Here is a 15,784-nt window from a genome sequence, read left to right on the forward strand (position 1 = left end):
GAGAAGGTCACTCGAATGGATGGCGTGGTACACCGAGCGTCATGGATCGGCGGAGACCCATCCCATCAAACCCTCCCGTCCGACCGCGGCCGCCCGCTGAGGCGAGCGTCGGCGTGGGGGCACGGGCGACCCATTGATGGGATGGGCCTCCGCCCCTTCAGGCTGCTTGACGTCCGCCCGCTTTAGGCAGCGGGGCAGCAGGTGGGACTTCAGGCGGCGGGTAGCAGATGGAAGCCGACGCCCCGCACGGCGTGGATCGTCACGGCGGCTCCGAGGCTTGCCAGCTTCTGGCGGAGGCGTTTGACGACCGAGTGGATGTGGGAGCCGTGGCCTAGGTGTTCGTTGCCCCAGACGGCGTGGTGCAGGCGCTGGTAGGTCCAGACCTTGCCTGGTTCCTCTACCAGGCAGTGCAGGAAGTCGTGCTCCAGCCGGGTCAGCCGCATTTCGCGGTCCTTCCAGCGGACGATGCGGCGTTCCTCGTCGAGCTTCAGGGCGGCGTCGGACACAGGCGCGACAACCAGCGGAGCAGACGTAGGCAGAGCTGCCTCGATCTGGGCAGCAACTACGGTCGGTACGACGTCAGGTGTCAGTACTACGGGCGCCGACTCGGCCGGCGTGGTCAGCGCGAGGAAGGCGCGAGCCTGTTCCGCGCTGGACACGAGCAGCAGCGCGTCGGCACCCCCGAGCAGCCGAGCGAGTTGGACCCGCTCGGCCGTGGTCGTGGCCACCCCGATGATCAACGACGAATCCGGCAGCCTCTCCATGGAGCCCCTCCGTTCAAAACGCGTGCCGGGGTCAGACGCAGGGACCCAGTACTTCGAACCGCGAGGGCTAAGTCAAGGGATTCCCGGCGCCTGCGGATGGCACATATGCGACCTGTCCGAACCCGGCCACGCGCGGACCGAAACGCTCTACGCAGCGCCACGGAATAGGCCTTCCCCCGTCGCACACAGTCGCGACCACGCGGACCGGAGTACCGGGCATCCCGACGCCATTCGGACCGGAGTACCGGGGCAACGCGGACCGGAGTACCGGGCATGGTGAAGCGTCCAGGACCTCCGCAGGACGGTGCGGGAGGTCCCGGACGCCGGGAATCGGCTGCCGGATTCAGCCGATGGTCTTGACCGCCGTGATCAGCGCACCCGAACTGGTGTCACCCGACAGCTCCCAGAAGAAGGCGCCGCCGAGACCCTGGCCGTTGGCGTACGCCATCTTGCTGCGGATCGTCGCGGGAGTGTCATAACCCCACCACTGCCCGTTGCAGAACGCGTACGCCGTACCGCCGGCCGTGCCGTTGGACGGGCAACGGGTCGAGATGAGCTTGTAGTCCTCGATGCCCGCCTCGTACTTGCCCGGCGCGGCGCCCGTCGCCCGGCCGCCCGGAGCGGCTTGGGTGACGCCGGTCCAGCCGCGGCCGTAGAAGCCGATGCCGAGCAGGATCTTCGCGGACGGGATGCCCTTGGACTTCAGTTTCTGGATCGCGGCGTCGCTGTGGAAGCCGGCCGTCGGGATCCCGGAGTACGACGTCAGCGGCGAGTGCGGCGCCGTCGGGCCCTGGGCGTTGAAGGCGCCGAAGTAGTCGTACGTCATCGGCATGATCCAGTCGAGCTTCTGCGCCGCCAGGGCGTAGTTGGTCGCGTCGATCTTGCCGCCGTTGGTGCCGTCGGCGGTGATCGCCGCGGTGACCAGCGCCGACGAACCGAACCGGGTGCGCAGCGCCGAGATGACGTTGTTGAAGGCGTTCGGGCCGGACGCGTCGCAGCTCAGGCCGCAGGCGTTCGGGTACTCCCAGTCGATGTCGATGCCGTCGAAGACGTCGGCCCAGCGCGGGTCCTCGACCAGGCTGTAGCAGGAGTTCGCGAACGCGGCCGGGTTCTTGGCCGCCTCGGTGAAGCCGCCGGACCAGGTCCAGCCGCCGAACGACCAGACCACCTTGATGTTCGGGTACTGCTTCTTCAGCTTGCGCAGCTGGTTGAAGTTGCCGCGCAGCGCACCGGTGTCCCAGGTGTCGGCGACGCCGTCGACCGAGCTCGCCGCGTCGTAGAACTTGTCGTTCGCGGCATACGCGTCACCCATCGTGCAGCGGCCGCCGGTGGTGTTGCCGAAGGCGTAGACGATGTTGGTCAGCTTCGCGGCCGACCCGCTCGTCTTGATGTTCTTCACGTGGTAGTTGCGGTCGTAGACACCCCACTCGGTGAAGTAGCCGACAACTCTCTTGCCAGCGGCAACTACCTGGCTGCCGTCCTGCATCGGTACCTGCATCGGAGCCTGCATCGGTGCCGCGGCCGGCTGCTCGGGTGGTTCGGCGGCGACCGCGGCCGGTACGACGCCGGCGGTGAGCATCGCCATCGCGGCGAGCAGAGTGGGCAGGGGGCGGAGCTTCATCTGTTCCTCCAAGGGGGGCGGAGAGGGACTGAGCGCACCATACCGAGTACTGGGAGTTAAGAAAAGAAGTAAGCCGAATAAATGTGGTCATGCGATCACGTAAAGCTTTCCGGGGGTGGTATACGGCGCGGGCGCGGTACGGAGTAGTGTCCTCGCGCACGGTCACCTATGGCCGCTCTTGACGGAGGAACAGTGCCCGGATCCTCGGACGACTCCCGGTCCGATCCCACCGCGGCAGCCGCGACGAGTCCGGGACTCGTACGGCGGCGGCCTGGTTTCGTCTGGCTGCTAGCGGCCGTGCTCGTTCCCGTCCTGCTCACCGCGGTGGTGATCGGGCTCAGGGCCGGGCCGACCGAGGACGACCTCCGTCAGCGTTCGCTGGCCGCGCTCGACGCGCGCGGCATCACCGGCGTACAGGTCGATTTCTCCGGGCGGGACGCGACAGTCGTCGTACCGGCCGGGGCTGATGCGGGCGAGGCGCAGAAGGTGGTCGCGGCCGTCGACGGCGTTCGCGCCGCACACACCAAGGGCGGCAACACCCAACTCGCGGCGAACCCGACCGGAGCACCATCCACCGGGCCCGCCGAGGAGTCCACCGGTACGCCGACTGACGCGCCCTCCGCCGAGGTCGAGCTCGCGCCGTTCGAGCTCAGCCGGACCGATGACTCGTTCACCATCAAGGCCGTCGTGCGGGATCAGGCGGCGAAGGACAAGCTCGTCGCCGAGGTGCAGGCGTTGCTCGACGAGGACACCGACTTCGTCGACCAGGTCACCGTCGACGAAAGGACCGCACTGCCGAACCCGGACGCGTTGCCGGCCCTGCTGCACGCGCTGTCGACCGCGACCGGTGATGCTTCGGTCAAGTACGACGGCACCAAGATCACGCTGAGTGGCAAGGTCGCCGACCAGGCGACCAAGGCGACGGCGGCCCGCGCGGCAGCGGCCGCAGTACCGGGTGCTGTGGTTGCCAACGAGCTTCAGGTGCCGGCCATCGAGAAGCCGCCGGTCAGTGAGGCGTGCCAGACGTTCGAGGCGCGGCTCACCCGGCTGACGGCGGAGAACAAGCTCGTCTTCCTGTCCGGCACAGCCACCCTGAACGACGCCTCGAAGACGTCGGTGGTCCGGGCCGCGGCGTTGCTCAACAGTTGCGACACGTTCGACGTCGAGGTGGGCGGTCACACCGACAACCTCGGCAGCACGTCCACCAGCCTGCCGCTGTCACAGCAGCGCGCCGATGCCGTCAAGATTGCCCTGATCAAGCTCGGCGTACCCGCCGGGCGGATCACCAGCCGCGGCTACGGTGAGACCCGTCCGGTGGCGCCCAACACCACGTCCGCCGGCCGGATCGCCAATCGGCGGGTCGAGATCCGAGTTCTCTAGAGCTCCTTAGGGGAATTTCTTGACGTCCTCCCGCCGTAACCGACGGGATTCTAACCACTACGCGGAGGTAGTGAATTGAGGTTCACGCTTCACGGACAGCCGTCCAGGCCTATCTCCGCGCGCACTAACCGCCCGTCCGGCGGCGATATTGATAGCAGCATTCAGATCGGCATGGTCGGTGTGGCCGCAGGATTGGCACCGGAACGCTTGGCTATCGCGGTTCCCTGGTGCACAGTGCCCACAACGCGAACACGTCTGACTCGTGTACGCCGGGTTGACCCTCTCGACCCGGCCGGTGGCTTTTTGCTCGAGCCGCTGGACCAGCAGACCCCAGCCGGCTGCGAGGATGCCCCGGTTCAGGCCGGCCTTGGCGCGTCGCCGGTTCGGCAGGTAGCTACCCTGCTGAGCCGGGTCCGGCCGCGGCTTCGGCCGCCGCGTCATCTGTCCGACCCGGAGATCTTCGACGCGGATCACGTCGAAGCGGCGCGCAATATCTGTCGACGTCTTCTCGACCCAGTCCTTGCGGCGAGCCGTAGCGCGGGCGTGCAGTTTCGCTACCGCGGCTTTGACGCGCTTCCTGCGGTTCGAGCCGCTCTGCGCTCTGGCGAGTCGCCGCTGAAGGTGCCCAAGTCGCCGCTGCTCGGACTCGGACAATCCCGGGCACTTGAGCAGTTCCCCGGTGGACAGCGCAGCCGACACAGCCACACCACGGTCAATGCCGACGACCTCACCGCTGCCGGGCGCCGGGATCGGATCCGGTACGGCAGCAAACGCGACATGCCAGCGATCCAGGCTGTCACGGGTGACCCGGTACGACCTCGCGTCCGGCAGCGCGCGGCTGACCCGGAACCGCACCCAGCCGACCTTGGGGACCAACACCCGCGCCCACTTGCGGCTCACCTGCTCAACCCGTCCGGCCTGCGGGCCGACGATACGAAACCCTTCATGCTGACCAGCTTTGCGCCACGTAGGACGTCCGTGGCTACCGGCAAAGTAGTTCCGGCGTGCTTGATCGAAGTCCCGCAGCGCCTGCTGCTGGACGGTCTGGGAACCACCACGCAACCAGCCGAACTCGGCTCGCGCCTCGGTCAGTTGCCGCGCCTGCTTAACGAAACCCGGCGTGGGGCCCTTGTCCCGCGTCCACATCGACCACTGCTCGACGGCCAGGTTCCACACGTACCGCGCATGTCCGCATTGCCCCAGCAGCCCAATTTCCTGCGCCGGTGTGGGATACAAGCGATAGCGGGACATACCTGCTACCCAATCAGCCACCGCCGACAGTTTGGCGACGACCTTGAAGGGAGGGAGTCGCGGTTTCTCCCCGCCCTGAAGGACGGGTTTTCCCCGCGACCTATCTGATGAGTTGGCTGATCGCGCAGGTCTGGTTCCTGCTGCTCGCCGCGTTCATCCTCGGCAGCGCCGCTGCCTGGCTGCTGCACCGGGTGCTGCCCGCCGGCTCGAAGGGTGCGCGCTGATGGCCTGGGTACTCCGCAACAACTGGCCGTGGACGCTGCTGGCGTTCCTCGTCGGCGCGATCATCACCTGGCTGCTCCTCAACCGCCGACCACAGCCGCCCGCCGAGGTGCCGGCCGAGCAGGAGGAGACTGTCGAGGAGAAAACCCTCGTCGGCGCCGGCGTAACGGCAGCCGGTACTCCGTCCGCCGCCCCAGCGCCAACCGCAAAGCCCGAGCCAGCTCCAAAGCCCGTCCCGGCCTCAAAGCCAAAGCCCGAGCGAAAGCCCGACCCTGAACCCGAGCCCGACCCCGCGCCCGCGCCCGCGCCCGCGCCCGCGCCCGCCGCGATGCAACCATCGTTCTCGCAGCGGATGGATGCCGGCGAGCCGACCCTCTTCGACGACGTGGAGCCCACCACGAACGAAGTACAGGTGACGGCCGAAGAGGTTCCGGCCGGCCGCTACGGCGAAGGCTCGGCGGACGCGGTGGCTCATCAAGGCCCACCGGACGGTTTCACCATCAAGGGGAACGCGCAGTCGATGCTGTTCCACACCCCTGATTCGCCGTACTACGGGCGCACCAAGCCCGAGGTCTGGTTCCGCACCGAAGCCGACGCCGAACGCGCCGGCTTCACCAAGTACATCCGCCGCCCCCGCAAGTCCGCGGACCCGCGGGCCTGACACCGGGCGGGCTTTACGATCGCCGGACGAAACCCACGAAAACTGGAGGCGACGTTGCAGCACCAAATTCACGTCCCATTCGTCATCAGCCAGGACGAGGACGGTGTCTGGATCACCGAGGCCGCCCTCACCCCGCAGGCGTTCGCGAACGGCTCGGGTCCGACCCGGGAAGCGGCCATCGAGGACCTGAAGGAAGCCATCGAGGTGCTGGCCGAGTCGGTCGGCGTACCTGAGCAACTCGTCGTCACCGTCGAGGTCGATTGATGCCCAAGAAGAATCGCGACGCCGCGAAAGAACTCAAGGCCGCCGGGTTCGAGAAGCAGCCTTCCAAGCGAGGCAAGGGAAGTCACGAGGTCTGGAAGGACAAGTCCGGCAAGACGGTCACCGTCCCGACCCATGGCGAGATCCCGACGGGGACCTGGTCCGCGATCCAGCGCCAGGCCGGCCTGAAGAGCACGCCGGCAAAGAAGACGGACGACGCCGAACAGGCGCAGCGACTGGCGAGCGACGGCGTCGCGAAGCCCGGCGGGCAGGCTCGCGGGACGAGCTCGGACCAGCAGTCCACCCGGCGACACGGCGGGCGCGGGCGCGGCCGAGGTCGCGGGGACTGACGGCGGGGTTGCTGCGTGAGTTGGGGAAAATAACGACCGAAAGCCTGGAAGGCAACGGCTTCCAGGTCACGGTTCGGAGCAGGAATAGGGCGATCAGGCCCCCATTTGCTTGTACTGGCAAAGGGCCGTCACACTGAGCGGAACGTCGATCGGGCCGCCATCCCACGGCGTCGTTACACATCACACCGGACACCCCCCGCGGCCTGGCCGTCCCCTTTTGAGAACCCGCCCACCGGGTAAGGGAACCCAGTGCAGGCCGAAAAAGTGTCCACCCGCGCGTCGCCGGATCGACCCGGCGGCGCACCCCTGCTGTAGCGCTAGGTTTGGACCGAGGGGATGACACCTGATGGAGGTGAGCGTGACCGACATGCTGCCGGAGCAGCACCACGGACTGACGAAGAGTGACCCGCTGTGGTTCAAGCGGGCTGTCTTCTACGAAGTCCTCGTGCGGTCCTTCAAGGACTCGAACGCCGACGGCATCGGCGACTTGCAAGGCCTGACCGAGAAACTCGACTACCTCGAGTGGCTCGGCGTGGATTGTCTCTGGTTACCGCCGTTCTACCCCTCACCTCTGCGTGACGGCGGTTACGACATCTCCGACTACACGAACGTGATGCCCGAGGTCGGCACGATCTCCGACTTCGCCGCGTTCATGGACGCGGCCCACACGCGCGGTATGCGCGTCATCGTCGACTTCGTGATGAACCACACCTCGGACCAGCACCCCTGGTTCCAGGAGTCCCGGAACAACCCCGACGGCCCGTACGGCGACTTCTACGTCTGGTCCGACAACGACGAGGCGTACTCCGACGCGCGGATCATCTTCGTCGACACCGAGGTGTCCAACTGGACCTGGGACCCGGTCCGCGGCCAGTACTTCTGGCACCGGTTCTACTCCAACCAGCCCGACCTGAACTTCGAGAACCCCGCCGTCGGCGACGCGATGATCGAGGCGCTGAAGTTCTGGCTCGACCTCGGCGTCGACGGCTTCCGGCTGGACGCGGTGCCGTACCTGTTCGAAGAAGAGGGCACCAACTGCGAGAACCTGCCCAGGACGCACGACTTCCTGCGCCGGGTCCGCAAGGAGGTGGACGCGAACTACACCGACCGTGTCCTGCTCTGCGAGGCGAACCAGTGGCCGGGCGACGTCGTCGAGTACTTCGGTGACCGCGAGTCCGGCGGCGACGAGTGCCAGATGGCGTTCCACTTCCCGGTGATGCCGCGGATCTTCATGGGGGTGCGGCGCGAGTCGCGGTTCCCGATCTCGGAGATCCTGGCCCAGACCCCGCAGATCCCCGACACCTGTCAGTGGGGCATCTTCTTGCGCAACCACGACGAGCTGACGCTCGAGATGGTGACGGACGAAGAGCGCGACTACATGTGGGGCGAGTACGCCCAGGATCCGCGGATGAAGGCCAACATCGGTATCCGCCGCCGGCTCGCGCCGTTGCTCGACAACGACGTGAACCGGATGGAGCTGTTCACCGCGATGCTGTTGTCGCTGCCCGGCTCGCCGATCCTGTACTACGGCGACGAGATCGGCATGGGCGACAACATCTGGCTCGGTGACCGCGACGGAGTCCGTACTCCGATGCAGTGGTCGCCCGACCGGAACGCGTCGTTCTCCACGGCGACCCCGGGCAAGCTCGGCCTGCCGGTCATCATGGATCCGGTCTACGGATTCCAGGCGGTGAACGTCGAGGCGGAGATGGAGAACGCGTCGTCGCTGCTGCACTGGACCCGGCGGATGATCCAGACCCGCAAGCAGCACCCATGTTTCGGAATGGGTACTTTCACTGACCTAGGCGGTTCCAACCCGAGCGTGCTGTCGTACATCCGCGAGTTCGGTGACGACGTGGTGCTGTGCGTCAACAACCTGTCGCGTTTTCCGCAGCCGATCGAGCTGGACCTGCGCCAGTGGCAGGGCGTGGAACCGATCGAGCTGCTCGGTGGGGTTCACTTCCCGACCATCGGTGAGCTGCCGTATCTGCTCACTCTGGGTGCGCACGGTTTCTACTGGTTCCGGCTGCCGGTCAACAAGACTGCTGATCGTGAGGAGAGCTCTTCGTGAATTCCCATCTGGACCAGGTCCAGTCCTTCTGCGCCAACCAGCGATGGTTCAGCGAGAAGGGACACGACGTCCACGTCGATGCGATGGCCACCTCTGTGTGGCTGTCGGACGAGGGCGCCTGGCCCGCGGTCCGGATCGGATTCGTCTACTGCGCCGGCCCGCCCGGCGCGGAGAACGCAATCCGGGTCTACCAGCTTCCGCTCAGCTACCACCAGGCACCGGCCGACAACCTCGGCCATGCCCTGATCGGTGACTGGGCGGAGCAGGACCTCGACGACACGAGGGTCTGGGTGTACGACGCGCTGCACGACAAGGCAGCGACGCCGTACTGGCTGGACGCGCTCACGCACGGCCGGACGCTGGAGGGACTCGAGTTCCATCCGGTGCACGCGCCGGAGCGCACGCTGGTCGTACCGGAGGACGCGCAGTCGCTCGTCCTCACGGTCGAACAGAGCAACACGTCGCTGGTCTTCGGCGACACCGCTTTGCTGAAGGTCTTCCGCCGGCTCGAGCCCGGGAGCAATCCCGGGGTCGAGATCGAGTCGGCGCTCACCGAGTCCGGCTCGGACCTGGTGCCCGAGGTGCTGGGTTCGGCGCGGGGTTCCTGGCCGCACGCCGGCGGCGGCACGGACTCCGGCGAGCTGGCGATGATGACGGCGTTCCAGAAGAACGCGACCGACGGCTGGTCGTACGCGACCACCTCGGTCCGGGACCTGTACGCCGAAGCCGACCTGCACGCCGAAGAGGTCGGTGGCGACTTCGCCGGTGAGTCCCATCGGCTCGGTGCGGCCACCGCGCAGGTGCACGCCGAGCTGGCCAAGGCGCTCGGCACGGACGTCTGGGAGCCGTCCCTGATGGTCGAGCACGCCGCCGCGATGACGCGCCGGCTCGACAGGGCGGTCGCCGCGGTGCCCGACCTGGGCGAGTTCGCGCCGGGGCTGGCGCGGGCGTTCGAGGCGCTCTCGGAGTACGGCGTACCGGTGACCGTGCAGCGGATCCACGGGGACTTCCACCTCGGCCAGGTACTGCGCACGATCGACGGCTGGAAGCTGATCGACTTCGAGGGTGAGCCGGCCAAGTCGCTGGTCGAGCGGCGCGCGCTGGACACCCCGATCAAGGACATCGCCGGGATGCTGCGGTCGTTCGACTACGCGGCCCGATCGCTGCTGGCCGACCATCAGGGCGACCAGCAGATCGCCTACCGCGCGGCCGAGTGGGCCGACCGGAACCGGCACGCTTTCTGCGACGGCTATGCGGAGATCGCGGGCGCGGATCCGCGCGACCAGAAGGTGCTGCTGAGTGCGTTCCTGGCCGACAAGGTCATCTACGAGACGCTCTACGAAGCTCGTAACCGGCCGACCTGGCTGCCCATCCCGCTGGCCGCGGCAGCACAACTAAGCGCCACCTAGCTGTTGCAGCCTATTAGGGGCAAGTTTCTGCCAACTAATCTCATCTAGCGAAGAATTACGCTGCGTGCAGAAGCGGTCGCTGTAATACTTGCTGACATGCCCGCCGAGCAGCAGCTTGAGATCCGCGTGCTCGGACCGCTCGCAGTCCGGCTCGGTGGCGTACCGCGCTCGGTGGACCGGCCACTGGAACGCGCTCTGCTGGTGCGGCTCGCGCTGGCCGACGGGATGCCTGTGCCGGATCACCGGCTGGCGGCGGACCTGTGGGGTGCCGTCGAGCTGGCCCGCCCGACCGAGCGGCTGCGCGTGCTCGCTTCCCGGCTGCGTGCCGCGATCGACTCCCCCGCGTCCCTGACACGCGCCAGCGGCGGCTATGCACTGTCCGCGCAGCTGACCGACCTCATCGCTGCTCGTGCCGCGGCGGAGCGGATGCACGCCGCAGTACGGCTTGGTGATCACCAGGCCGTCCGCGCGGCTGCCGACGAAGCGCTCAGCCAGTGGCGCGGCCAGTCGCTGGCCGACCTCAGGACCATCCCGTACGCCGCTGTCGAGGGCGAGCAACTCGACTCCTGGCGAGTCGACCTCCAGGTGGAGCGGCTGGATGCCGACCTCGCGCTCGGTGCCGCCGCGGAAGCTGGTCGCGAGCTGGAGGCGTTGGCGGCCGAGCATCCCCTGCACGAGCGGCTGTGGTGTCTGCTCGCGCTCGCGTTGTATCGAACCGGTCGGCAGGCGGACGCGTTGAACCGGCTCGCCAAGCTGCGTTCCAGGCTGTCACAGGAGCTCGGTGTGGATCCGGCGCCGGACACCGCAGCGATGGAGCTGCGGCTGCTGCGCCAGGATCCGACACTGCTCCTCGCGCCGCCGGAGCCTGCGGTGGTGCCCGCTGTTCAGCCGTCGCTGCCCGTCCAGCTCCCCTCTCCCCTGACGAGCTTCGTCGGCCGACAGGGCGAGCTGAACTCCCTTGTACGCCGAATCGCCAGGCCCGGGTTGATCACGCTGACCGGCGGTCCGGGGAGCGGCAAGTCCCGGCTCGCCTCCGAGGCGGCACGGCTGGTCGCTGCTGCGGGTCGCGTTGTCCGCTTCGTGGAACTCGCTCCGCTGCACCGTGAGAGCGCAGTACTGGAAGCCATCACCGGAGACGAAGCAGGGGGCAACGATCCACTGGCTGCCGCGGCGGCGGAGCTGGACGGGACAGTGCTGGTGCTCGACAACGCCGAGCACGTCGTCGAACAAGTCGCGGACATCGTCGCCGAACTGCTGAAGCGGACGCGTGGCCTGACCGTGCTGGTGACGTCGCAGCGGCCGTTACAGCTCGCGATCGAGGAACAGCTCCCGATGGATCCGCTGGACGCGATCGCGGCGGCGCAGCTCTTCACCGAGCGTTGTGCCGCTGACGCCCAGGGCGCCGACCCCGAGCAGGTGGCGGCGATCTGTTCAGCCGTCGACCGGTTGCCGCTGGGCATCGAGCTTGCCGCCGGTCTGACCCGCACGCTGACCGTGCCGCAGCTGGCCGCGCGGCTCGAGCAGCGGATGCGGTTGCTGGTGTCCGCGTCGCGCGAAGCGCAGGCGAGGCACGCGAGCCTGGTGGCCGCGCTGGACTGGAGTCACCAGTTGCTCGGCGACTCGGAGCGCGCAGTACTGCGTCGCGTGGCGATCTTCGCCGGTGGGTTCACCCTGGAGGCGGCGGAGCAGGTCGCGCTCGATCCGCGGGATGTCGCGCCGGCGTTGACCGAACTGGCCGACCGGAGCCTGCTGACGGTGGAAGCCGTGAACGGGCGGCGGTTCCGGCTGCTGGAGACGGTGCGCGACTACGCGTTGGCGAAGCTCGAAGCGGCCGGCGAAACCGACGCGGCGCGGGCCGCCGAACTCGACTGGGCGATCAACCGGGTCCAGACGATCGGGCAGGACAACGACGACTTCGCGACCGCCGATTCGATCGCCGAGGTATTCGGCGAATGGCCCAACCTGCTGGACGCGCTCGACCAGGCAGCCGGCACCGCACGCGCGGTCAGCGGCCTGCGACTGGCGCTCGCTTTGCACACCCCGTGGCTGATCAGAGGCTGGTACGCCGAAGCCGCGCGGCACTTCGCCGCGTTGTCCGACGCGGAGGGCGCGACGCAACCCGAGCGGGTCACAGCGCTGAGCAACCACGCCTTCGTACTGACGATGCTCGGACGTTTCGAGCAGGCGGCCGACCTGCTGACCGTGGCCGAGCAACTCGCCAAACAGCAGGGCGATGACACCCTGACGCTGACGGTTCTCTATTACCGCAGCATCGTGGAGATCGAACGCGGACAACTGCAGAGTGCGCTGGTCCCCCTGCTGGCGGGCAAAGAGCTGGCCGCAGTCACGCCCGGCCAGGACCGCAGGCTGTCGGCCTTCACGGACGCGCTGGGGACGTTGTACCTCTACACCGGGCGCGCCGAGGAGGCTGTCGAGCAGTACACCAGCTGCATCGCCGCCGACCGGACCTTCGGCGACGAACACGGTCTGTCCCGCGGCCTCAGCAACCTGGCCGGCGCACTCGTCGCATGTGGCCGGCTGCCCGAAGCACTGGAGGCAGCGACCGAGTCGGACCACTACGCCCGGCGGCTCGACGATCGCCAGATCCTGCCGCTGAACGACGTCATCCGCGGCTCGGTCGCGCTGGCGAAAGGTTTGATCGGCGACGCCGAGAAGCACCTTCGGTCAGCCGCCGAGTACGCCGTCGCGGACAACACCGGCGTCACGATGGCCCACATCGACCTGGCCGACGTACTGATCCTCGAAGGCGAACTGGAAGAAGCCTCCGACCTACTCGACGCAGTCTTCGCCGAAGCCCCCACCAACAGCACCCCCTGGCTAGCCGCCCGAGCAGTCGCCACAGCCCTAGCCCTGGCCCAAGGCGACTTCCCCCAAGCCCGCACCCTCCTAACCGAAACCACCACCGCCTACACAACCTCAGCCTTCGCCTGGCCCCGCTACACCACCCGCCTCAACGCACTACGGCAACAACTCGAACGCATCGACACGTAGAGCCTGTTGGCAGTGCTGGCTGTCCCACCCAGGGGTTATAGCCTCCAGCCGCTCGGCCCGCACCCGGAAGATCTCCTCGATCCGCTCGGACACGTCAGACTGTCCGCTCCTGCTGACACCGGCAGCTAGAAACGTGCGCCTGCGTCCGAGATGGATGCCGAGATGCGATTCGATGGCTTCCCGGGTGAGCTCCGAGATCGTGATTCCGCGCCGCTCCGCCTCATCCCGGAGGTCGGCGACGAGCTCGTCGGGCAACATCACCATCCTTCGCTTCATAGGTGTAAGCATGCCTGGCGAAGGCTCGATTGTGTACGTGGTCGGCAGAGGGGTACGGGGTGCAGTAGTTCGGGCTTCGATCGGGCAGGATGGGGTGTATGGATTCGAGCAAGAGCGACCAGGTGACGACGCCGGGCTCCGCGGCTGACCAGGCGGTGCCTGGAAGCCTGTTGGACAAGGCGGTTCCGGTGGAGCGTGGGGTGCTCGAACGGCTGGTCAGTGGGACGTATCACGACCCGCATCAGGTGCTCGGGCCGCATCTTGGCGACGGCGTGGTGACGTTGCGCGTGCTGCGCCCCTTCGCGCAATCGGTGGCCGCGGTGTACGACAACGCGAGTGTCGAGCTGCAGCACGAGTTCGAGGGGATCTGGGTCGGCGTACTCGATGTCGACAAGGTGCCCGACTACCGGCTCGAGGTGACCTACACCGACGGCCCGGCGCTCGAGGTCGACGACCCGTACCGGTACCTGCCGTCCCTCGGCGAAATGGACCTGCACCTGATCGGCGAAGGCCGGCACGAGCAGCTGTGGACCGTGCTCGGCGCCCACGTCCGCCGGTACGACGGACCGAATGGCCTCGTCACCGGTACTTCGTTCGCCGTCTGGGCGCCCAACGCGCAAGGCATCCGGCTGACCGCCGACTTCAACTTCTGGGACGGCCGCGCGCATCCAATGCGCACGATGGGATCGTCCGGCGTCTGGGAACTGTTCGTGCCGGGCATCGGCCCGGGCACGCGGTACAAGTTCGACATCTGCGGCCGCGACGGTGTCTGGCGGCAGAAGGCCGACCCGATGGCGAACCTGGCCGAGACGCCCCCGGCCAACGCGTCGGTCGTGCACGAATCGGCGTACGAGTGGAACGACGCGGACTGGCTCAGTCACCGCGCCGCTTCGCAGGCGTACGCCGAGCCGATGAGCGTTTACGAGGTGCATCTCGGCTCATGGCGCAAGGGCAAGTCATACCGCGAACTAGCCGACGAGCTGGTCGGTTACGTCACCGAGCTGGGCTTCACGCACGTCGAGCTGATGCCGGTGATGGAGCACCCGTTCGGCGGCTCCTGGGGCTACCAGGTCACCTCGTACTTCGCGCCGACGTCGCGCTTCGGCGATCCGGACGACTTCCGGTACCTCGTCGACTCGTTGCACCAGGCAAACATCGGCGTACTCGTCGACTGGGTGCCGGCGCACTTCCCGAAGGACGCCTGGGCGCTGGCCCGGTTCGACGGAACTCCGCTGTACGAGCACCCGGACCCGCGCCGCGGCGAGCAGCCCGACTGGGGCACGCTGGTCTTCGACTTCGGCCGGCCACAGGTGCGCAACTTCCTGGTCGCGAACGCGGTCTACTGGGCCGAGGAGTTCCACATCGACGGACTGCGCGTCGACGCGGTCGCCTCGATGCTCTACCTGGACTACTCCCGCGAAGAGGGCCAGTGGGTCCCGAACCAGTACGGCGGCCGCGAGAATCTCGAAGCGGTGTCGTTCCTGCAGGAGATGAACGCGACGCTCTACAAGCGCGTACCCGGCGTGATCACCGTCGCCGAGGAGTCGACGTCGTGGCCCGGTGTCACCCGCGCGACGCATCTGGGCGGCCTCGGCTTCGGCTTCAAGTGGAACATGGGCTGGATGAACGACTCGCTCAGCTACCTGGAGCACGAGCCGATCCACCGGCAGTACCACCACCACGAGCTGACTTTCTCGATGATGTACGCGTACTCCGAGAACTTCGTGCTGCCCCTGTCGCACGACGAGGTCGTGCACGGGAAGGGCTCGCTGCTGCGCAAGATGCCGGGCGACCGCTGGCAGCAGCTGGCGAACCTGCGAGCCTACCTGGCAATGATGTGGGCGCACCCGGGCAAGCAGCTGCTCTTCATGGGCTGCGAGTTCGGCCAGGAGTCGGAGTGGTCCGAGAAGGGCGAGCTCGACTGGTGGCTGCTGGACCACGCCGATCACCGCGGTCTGCAACAGCTGGTCAAGGACCTGAACTGGAACTACAAGGACACCAAGGCGCTCTGGGGCAACGACCATCTGCCCGAGCGGTTCTCCTGGATCGACGCGAACGACGCCGGCAACAACGTCTTCTCCTTCGTCCGGTACGGCGACGAGGGCCAGCCGACGCTTGCCTGTGTCGCCAACTTCTCGGCGATCCCGCATCACGGCTACCGGCTCGGCCTGCCGTTCGCGGGGCGCTGGCAGGAGGCGGTCAACACTGACGCCGAGGTCTACGGCGGCTCAGGCGTGGGCAACTTCGGCGGTTTCGAGGCCGACGGCCCGGGCTGGCACGGCATGGCCAGCAGCGCGGAGATCTCGGTGCCGCCGCTCGGCACGGTCTGGTTCCGGTACGAGGGCTGATTTTCAGCCTCGCACCACGAGGCTGCACCATGAGGAAGGCGGGTGAGCTCGCGTCCGCCCCGACGCGCTCTCACCCGCCTTCCCCCTGATAGACGCGCGAGACACCGAAAAAGTTAGCCTCCGGCCGAAGAATTTTTGGGCCACCGCCCTGGACACGG

Annotated in this window: 12 protein-coding genes; 8 read left to right on the forward strand and 4 right to left on the reverse strand. The window is 67.6% G+C overall.

Features of this window, described 5'->3' with window-relative positions:
* Positions 1–209: 209 nt before the first annotated feature.
* Entirely contained in the window at positions 210–764 is a 555-nt protein-coding gene (locus A3ES_RS0108355; protein WP_020386342.1) for a winged helix-turn-helix domain-containing protein, read from the reverse strand.
* 343 nt (positions 765–1,107) lie between these two features.
* Entirely contained in the window at positions 1,108–2,385 is a 1,278-nt protein-coding gene (locus tag A3ES_RS0108360) for a glycoside hydrolase family 18 protein (protein ID WP_020386343.1), read from the reverse strand.
* A 192-nt stretch (positions 2,386–2,577) separates the two neighbouring features.
* Here A3ES_RS0108360 and arfA point away from each other — a divergent pair, with 192 nt between their 5' ends.
* Complete coding sequence (arfA, locus tag A3ES_RS0108365; RefSeq protein WP_020386344.1) at positions 2,578–3,765, forward strand: channel-forming protein ArfA/OmpATb; 1,188 nt, start codon at positions 2,578–2,580, stop codon at positions 3,763–3,765.
* 57 nt (positions 3,766–3,822) lie between these two features.
* Here arfA and A3ES_RS0108370 read toward each other — a convergent pair whose 3' ends face one another.
* Entirely contained in the window at positions 3,823–5,016 is a 1,194-nt protein-coding gene (locus A3ES_RS0108370) for an RNA-guided endonuclease InsQ/TnpB family protein (protein WP_026162673.1), read from the reverse strand.
* Positions 5,017–5,239: 223 nt separating this feature from the next.
* Here A3ES_RS0108370 and A3ES_RS51085 point away from each other — a divergent pair, with 223 nt between their 5' ends.
* The 6 genes from A3ES_RS51085 (at position 5,240) to A3ES_RS0108405 (ending at position 13,002) form a co-directional block, all read left to right on the forward strand.
* Positions 5,240–5,899: a sunset domain-containing protein gene (locus A3ES_RS51085; protein WP_020386347.1), complete on the forward strand. Its 660-nt coding sequence runs from the start codon at positions 5,240–5,242 to the stop codon at positions 5,897–5,899.
* 54 nt (positions 5,900–5,953) lie between these two features.
* On the forward strand, positions 5,954–6,163 hold the full coding sequence (locus tag A3ES_RS0108385) for a hypothetical protein (protein ID WP_020386348.1): 210 nt from the start codon (positions 5,954–5,956) through the stop codon (positions 6,161–6,163).
* On the forward strand, positions 6,163–6,510 hold the full coding sequence (locus A3ES_RS51090; protein WP_020386349.1) for a type II toxin-antitoxin system HicA family toxin: 348 nt from the start codon (positions 6,163–6,165) through the stop codon (positions 6,508–6,510). Before A3ES_RS0108385 ends, A3ES_RS51090 begins: the two co-directional genes overlap by 1 nt.
* 346 nt (positions 6,511–6,856) lie before the next feature.
* The gene (gene treS / locus A3ES_RS0108395; protein ID WP_020386350.1) at positions 6,857–8,581 is read left to right on the forward strand and encodes a maltose alpha-D-glucosyltransferase; all 1,725 of its coding nucleotides are present in this window, start codon (positions 6,857–6,859) and stop codon (positions 8,579–8,581) included.
* Positions 8,578–9,990, forward strand: a complete 1,413-nt coding sequence (locus tag A3ES_RS0108400; protein WP_020386351.1) for a maltokinase N-terminal cap-like domain-containing protein — start codon at positions 8,578–8,580, stop codon at positions 9,988–9,990. The genes treS and A3ES_RS0108400 overlap by 4 nt, the downstream gene beginning before the upstream one ends.
* 96 nt (positions 9,991–10,086) lie before the next feature.
* On the forward strand, positions 10,087–13,002 hold the full coding sequence (locus A3ES_RS0108405; protein ID WP_020386352.1) for an ATP-binding protein: 2,916 nt from the start codon (positions 10,087–10,089) through the stop codon (positions 13,000–13,002).
* Here A3ES_RS0108405 and A3ES_RS46630 read toward each other — a convergent pair.
* Positions 12,970–13,278, reverse strand: a complete 309-nt coding sequence (locus A3ES_RS46630; RefSeq protein WP_202806463.1) for a ribbon-helix-helix domain-containing protein — start codon at positions 13,276–13,278, stop codon at positions 12,970–12,972. The genes A3ES_RS0108405 and A3ES_RS46630 overlap by 33 nt on opposite strands.
* Positions 13,279–13,376: 98 nt before the next feature.
* Here A3ES_RS46630 and glgB point away from each other — a divergent pair, with 98 nt between their 5' ends.
* Positions 13,377–15,626, forward strand: a complete 2,250-nt coding sequence (glgB, locus tag A3ES_RS0108415) for a 1,4-alpha-glucan branching protein GlgB (RefSeq protein ID WP_020386354.1) — start codon at positions 13,377–13,379, stop codon at positions 15,624–15,626.
* Positions 15,627–15,784: the final 158 nt, after the last annotated feature.

The organism is Kribbella catacumbae DSM 19601 (assembly GCF_000372465.1).
In the GTDB taxonomy this organism is placed as follows: domain Bacteria; phylum Actinomycetota; class Actinomycetes; order Propionibacteriales; family Kribbellaceae; genus Kribbella; species Kribbella catacumbae.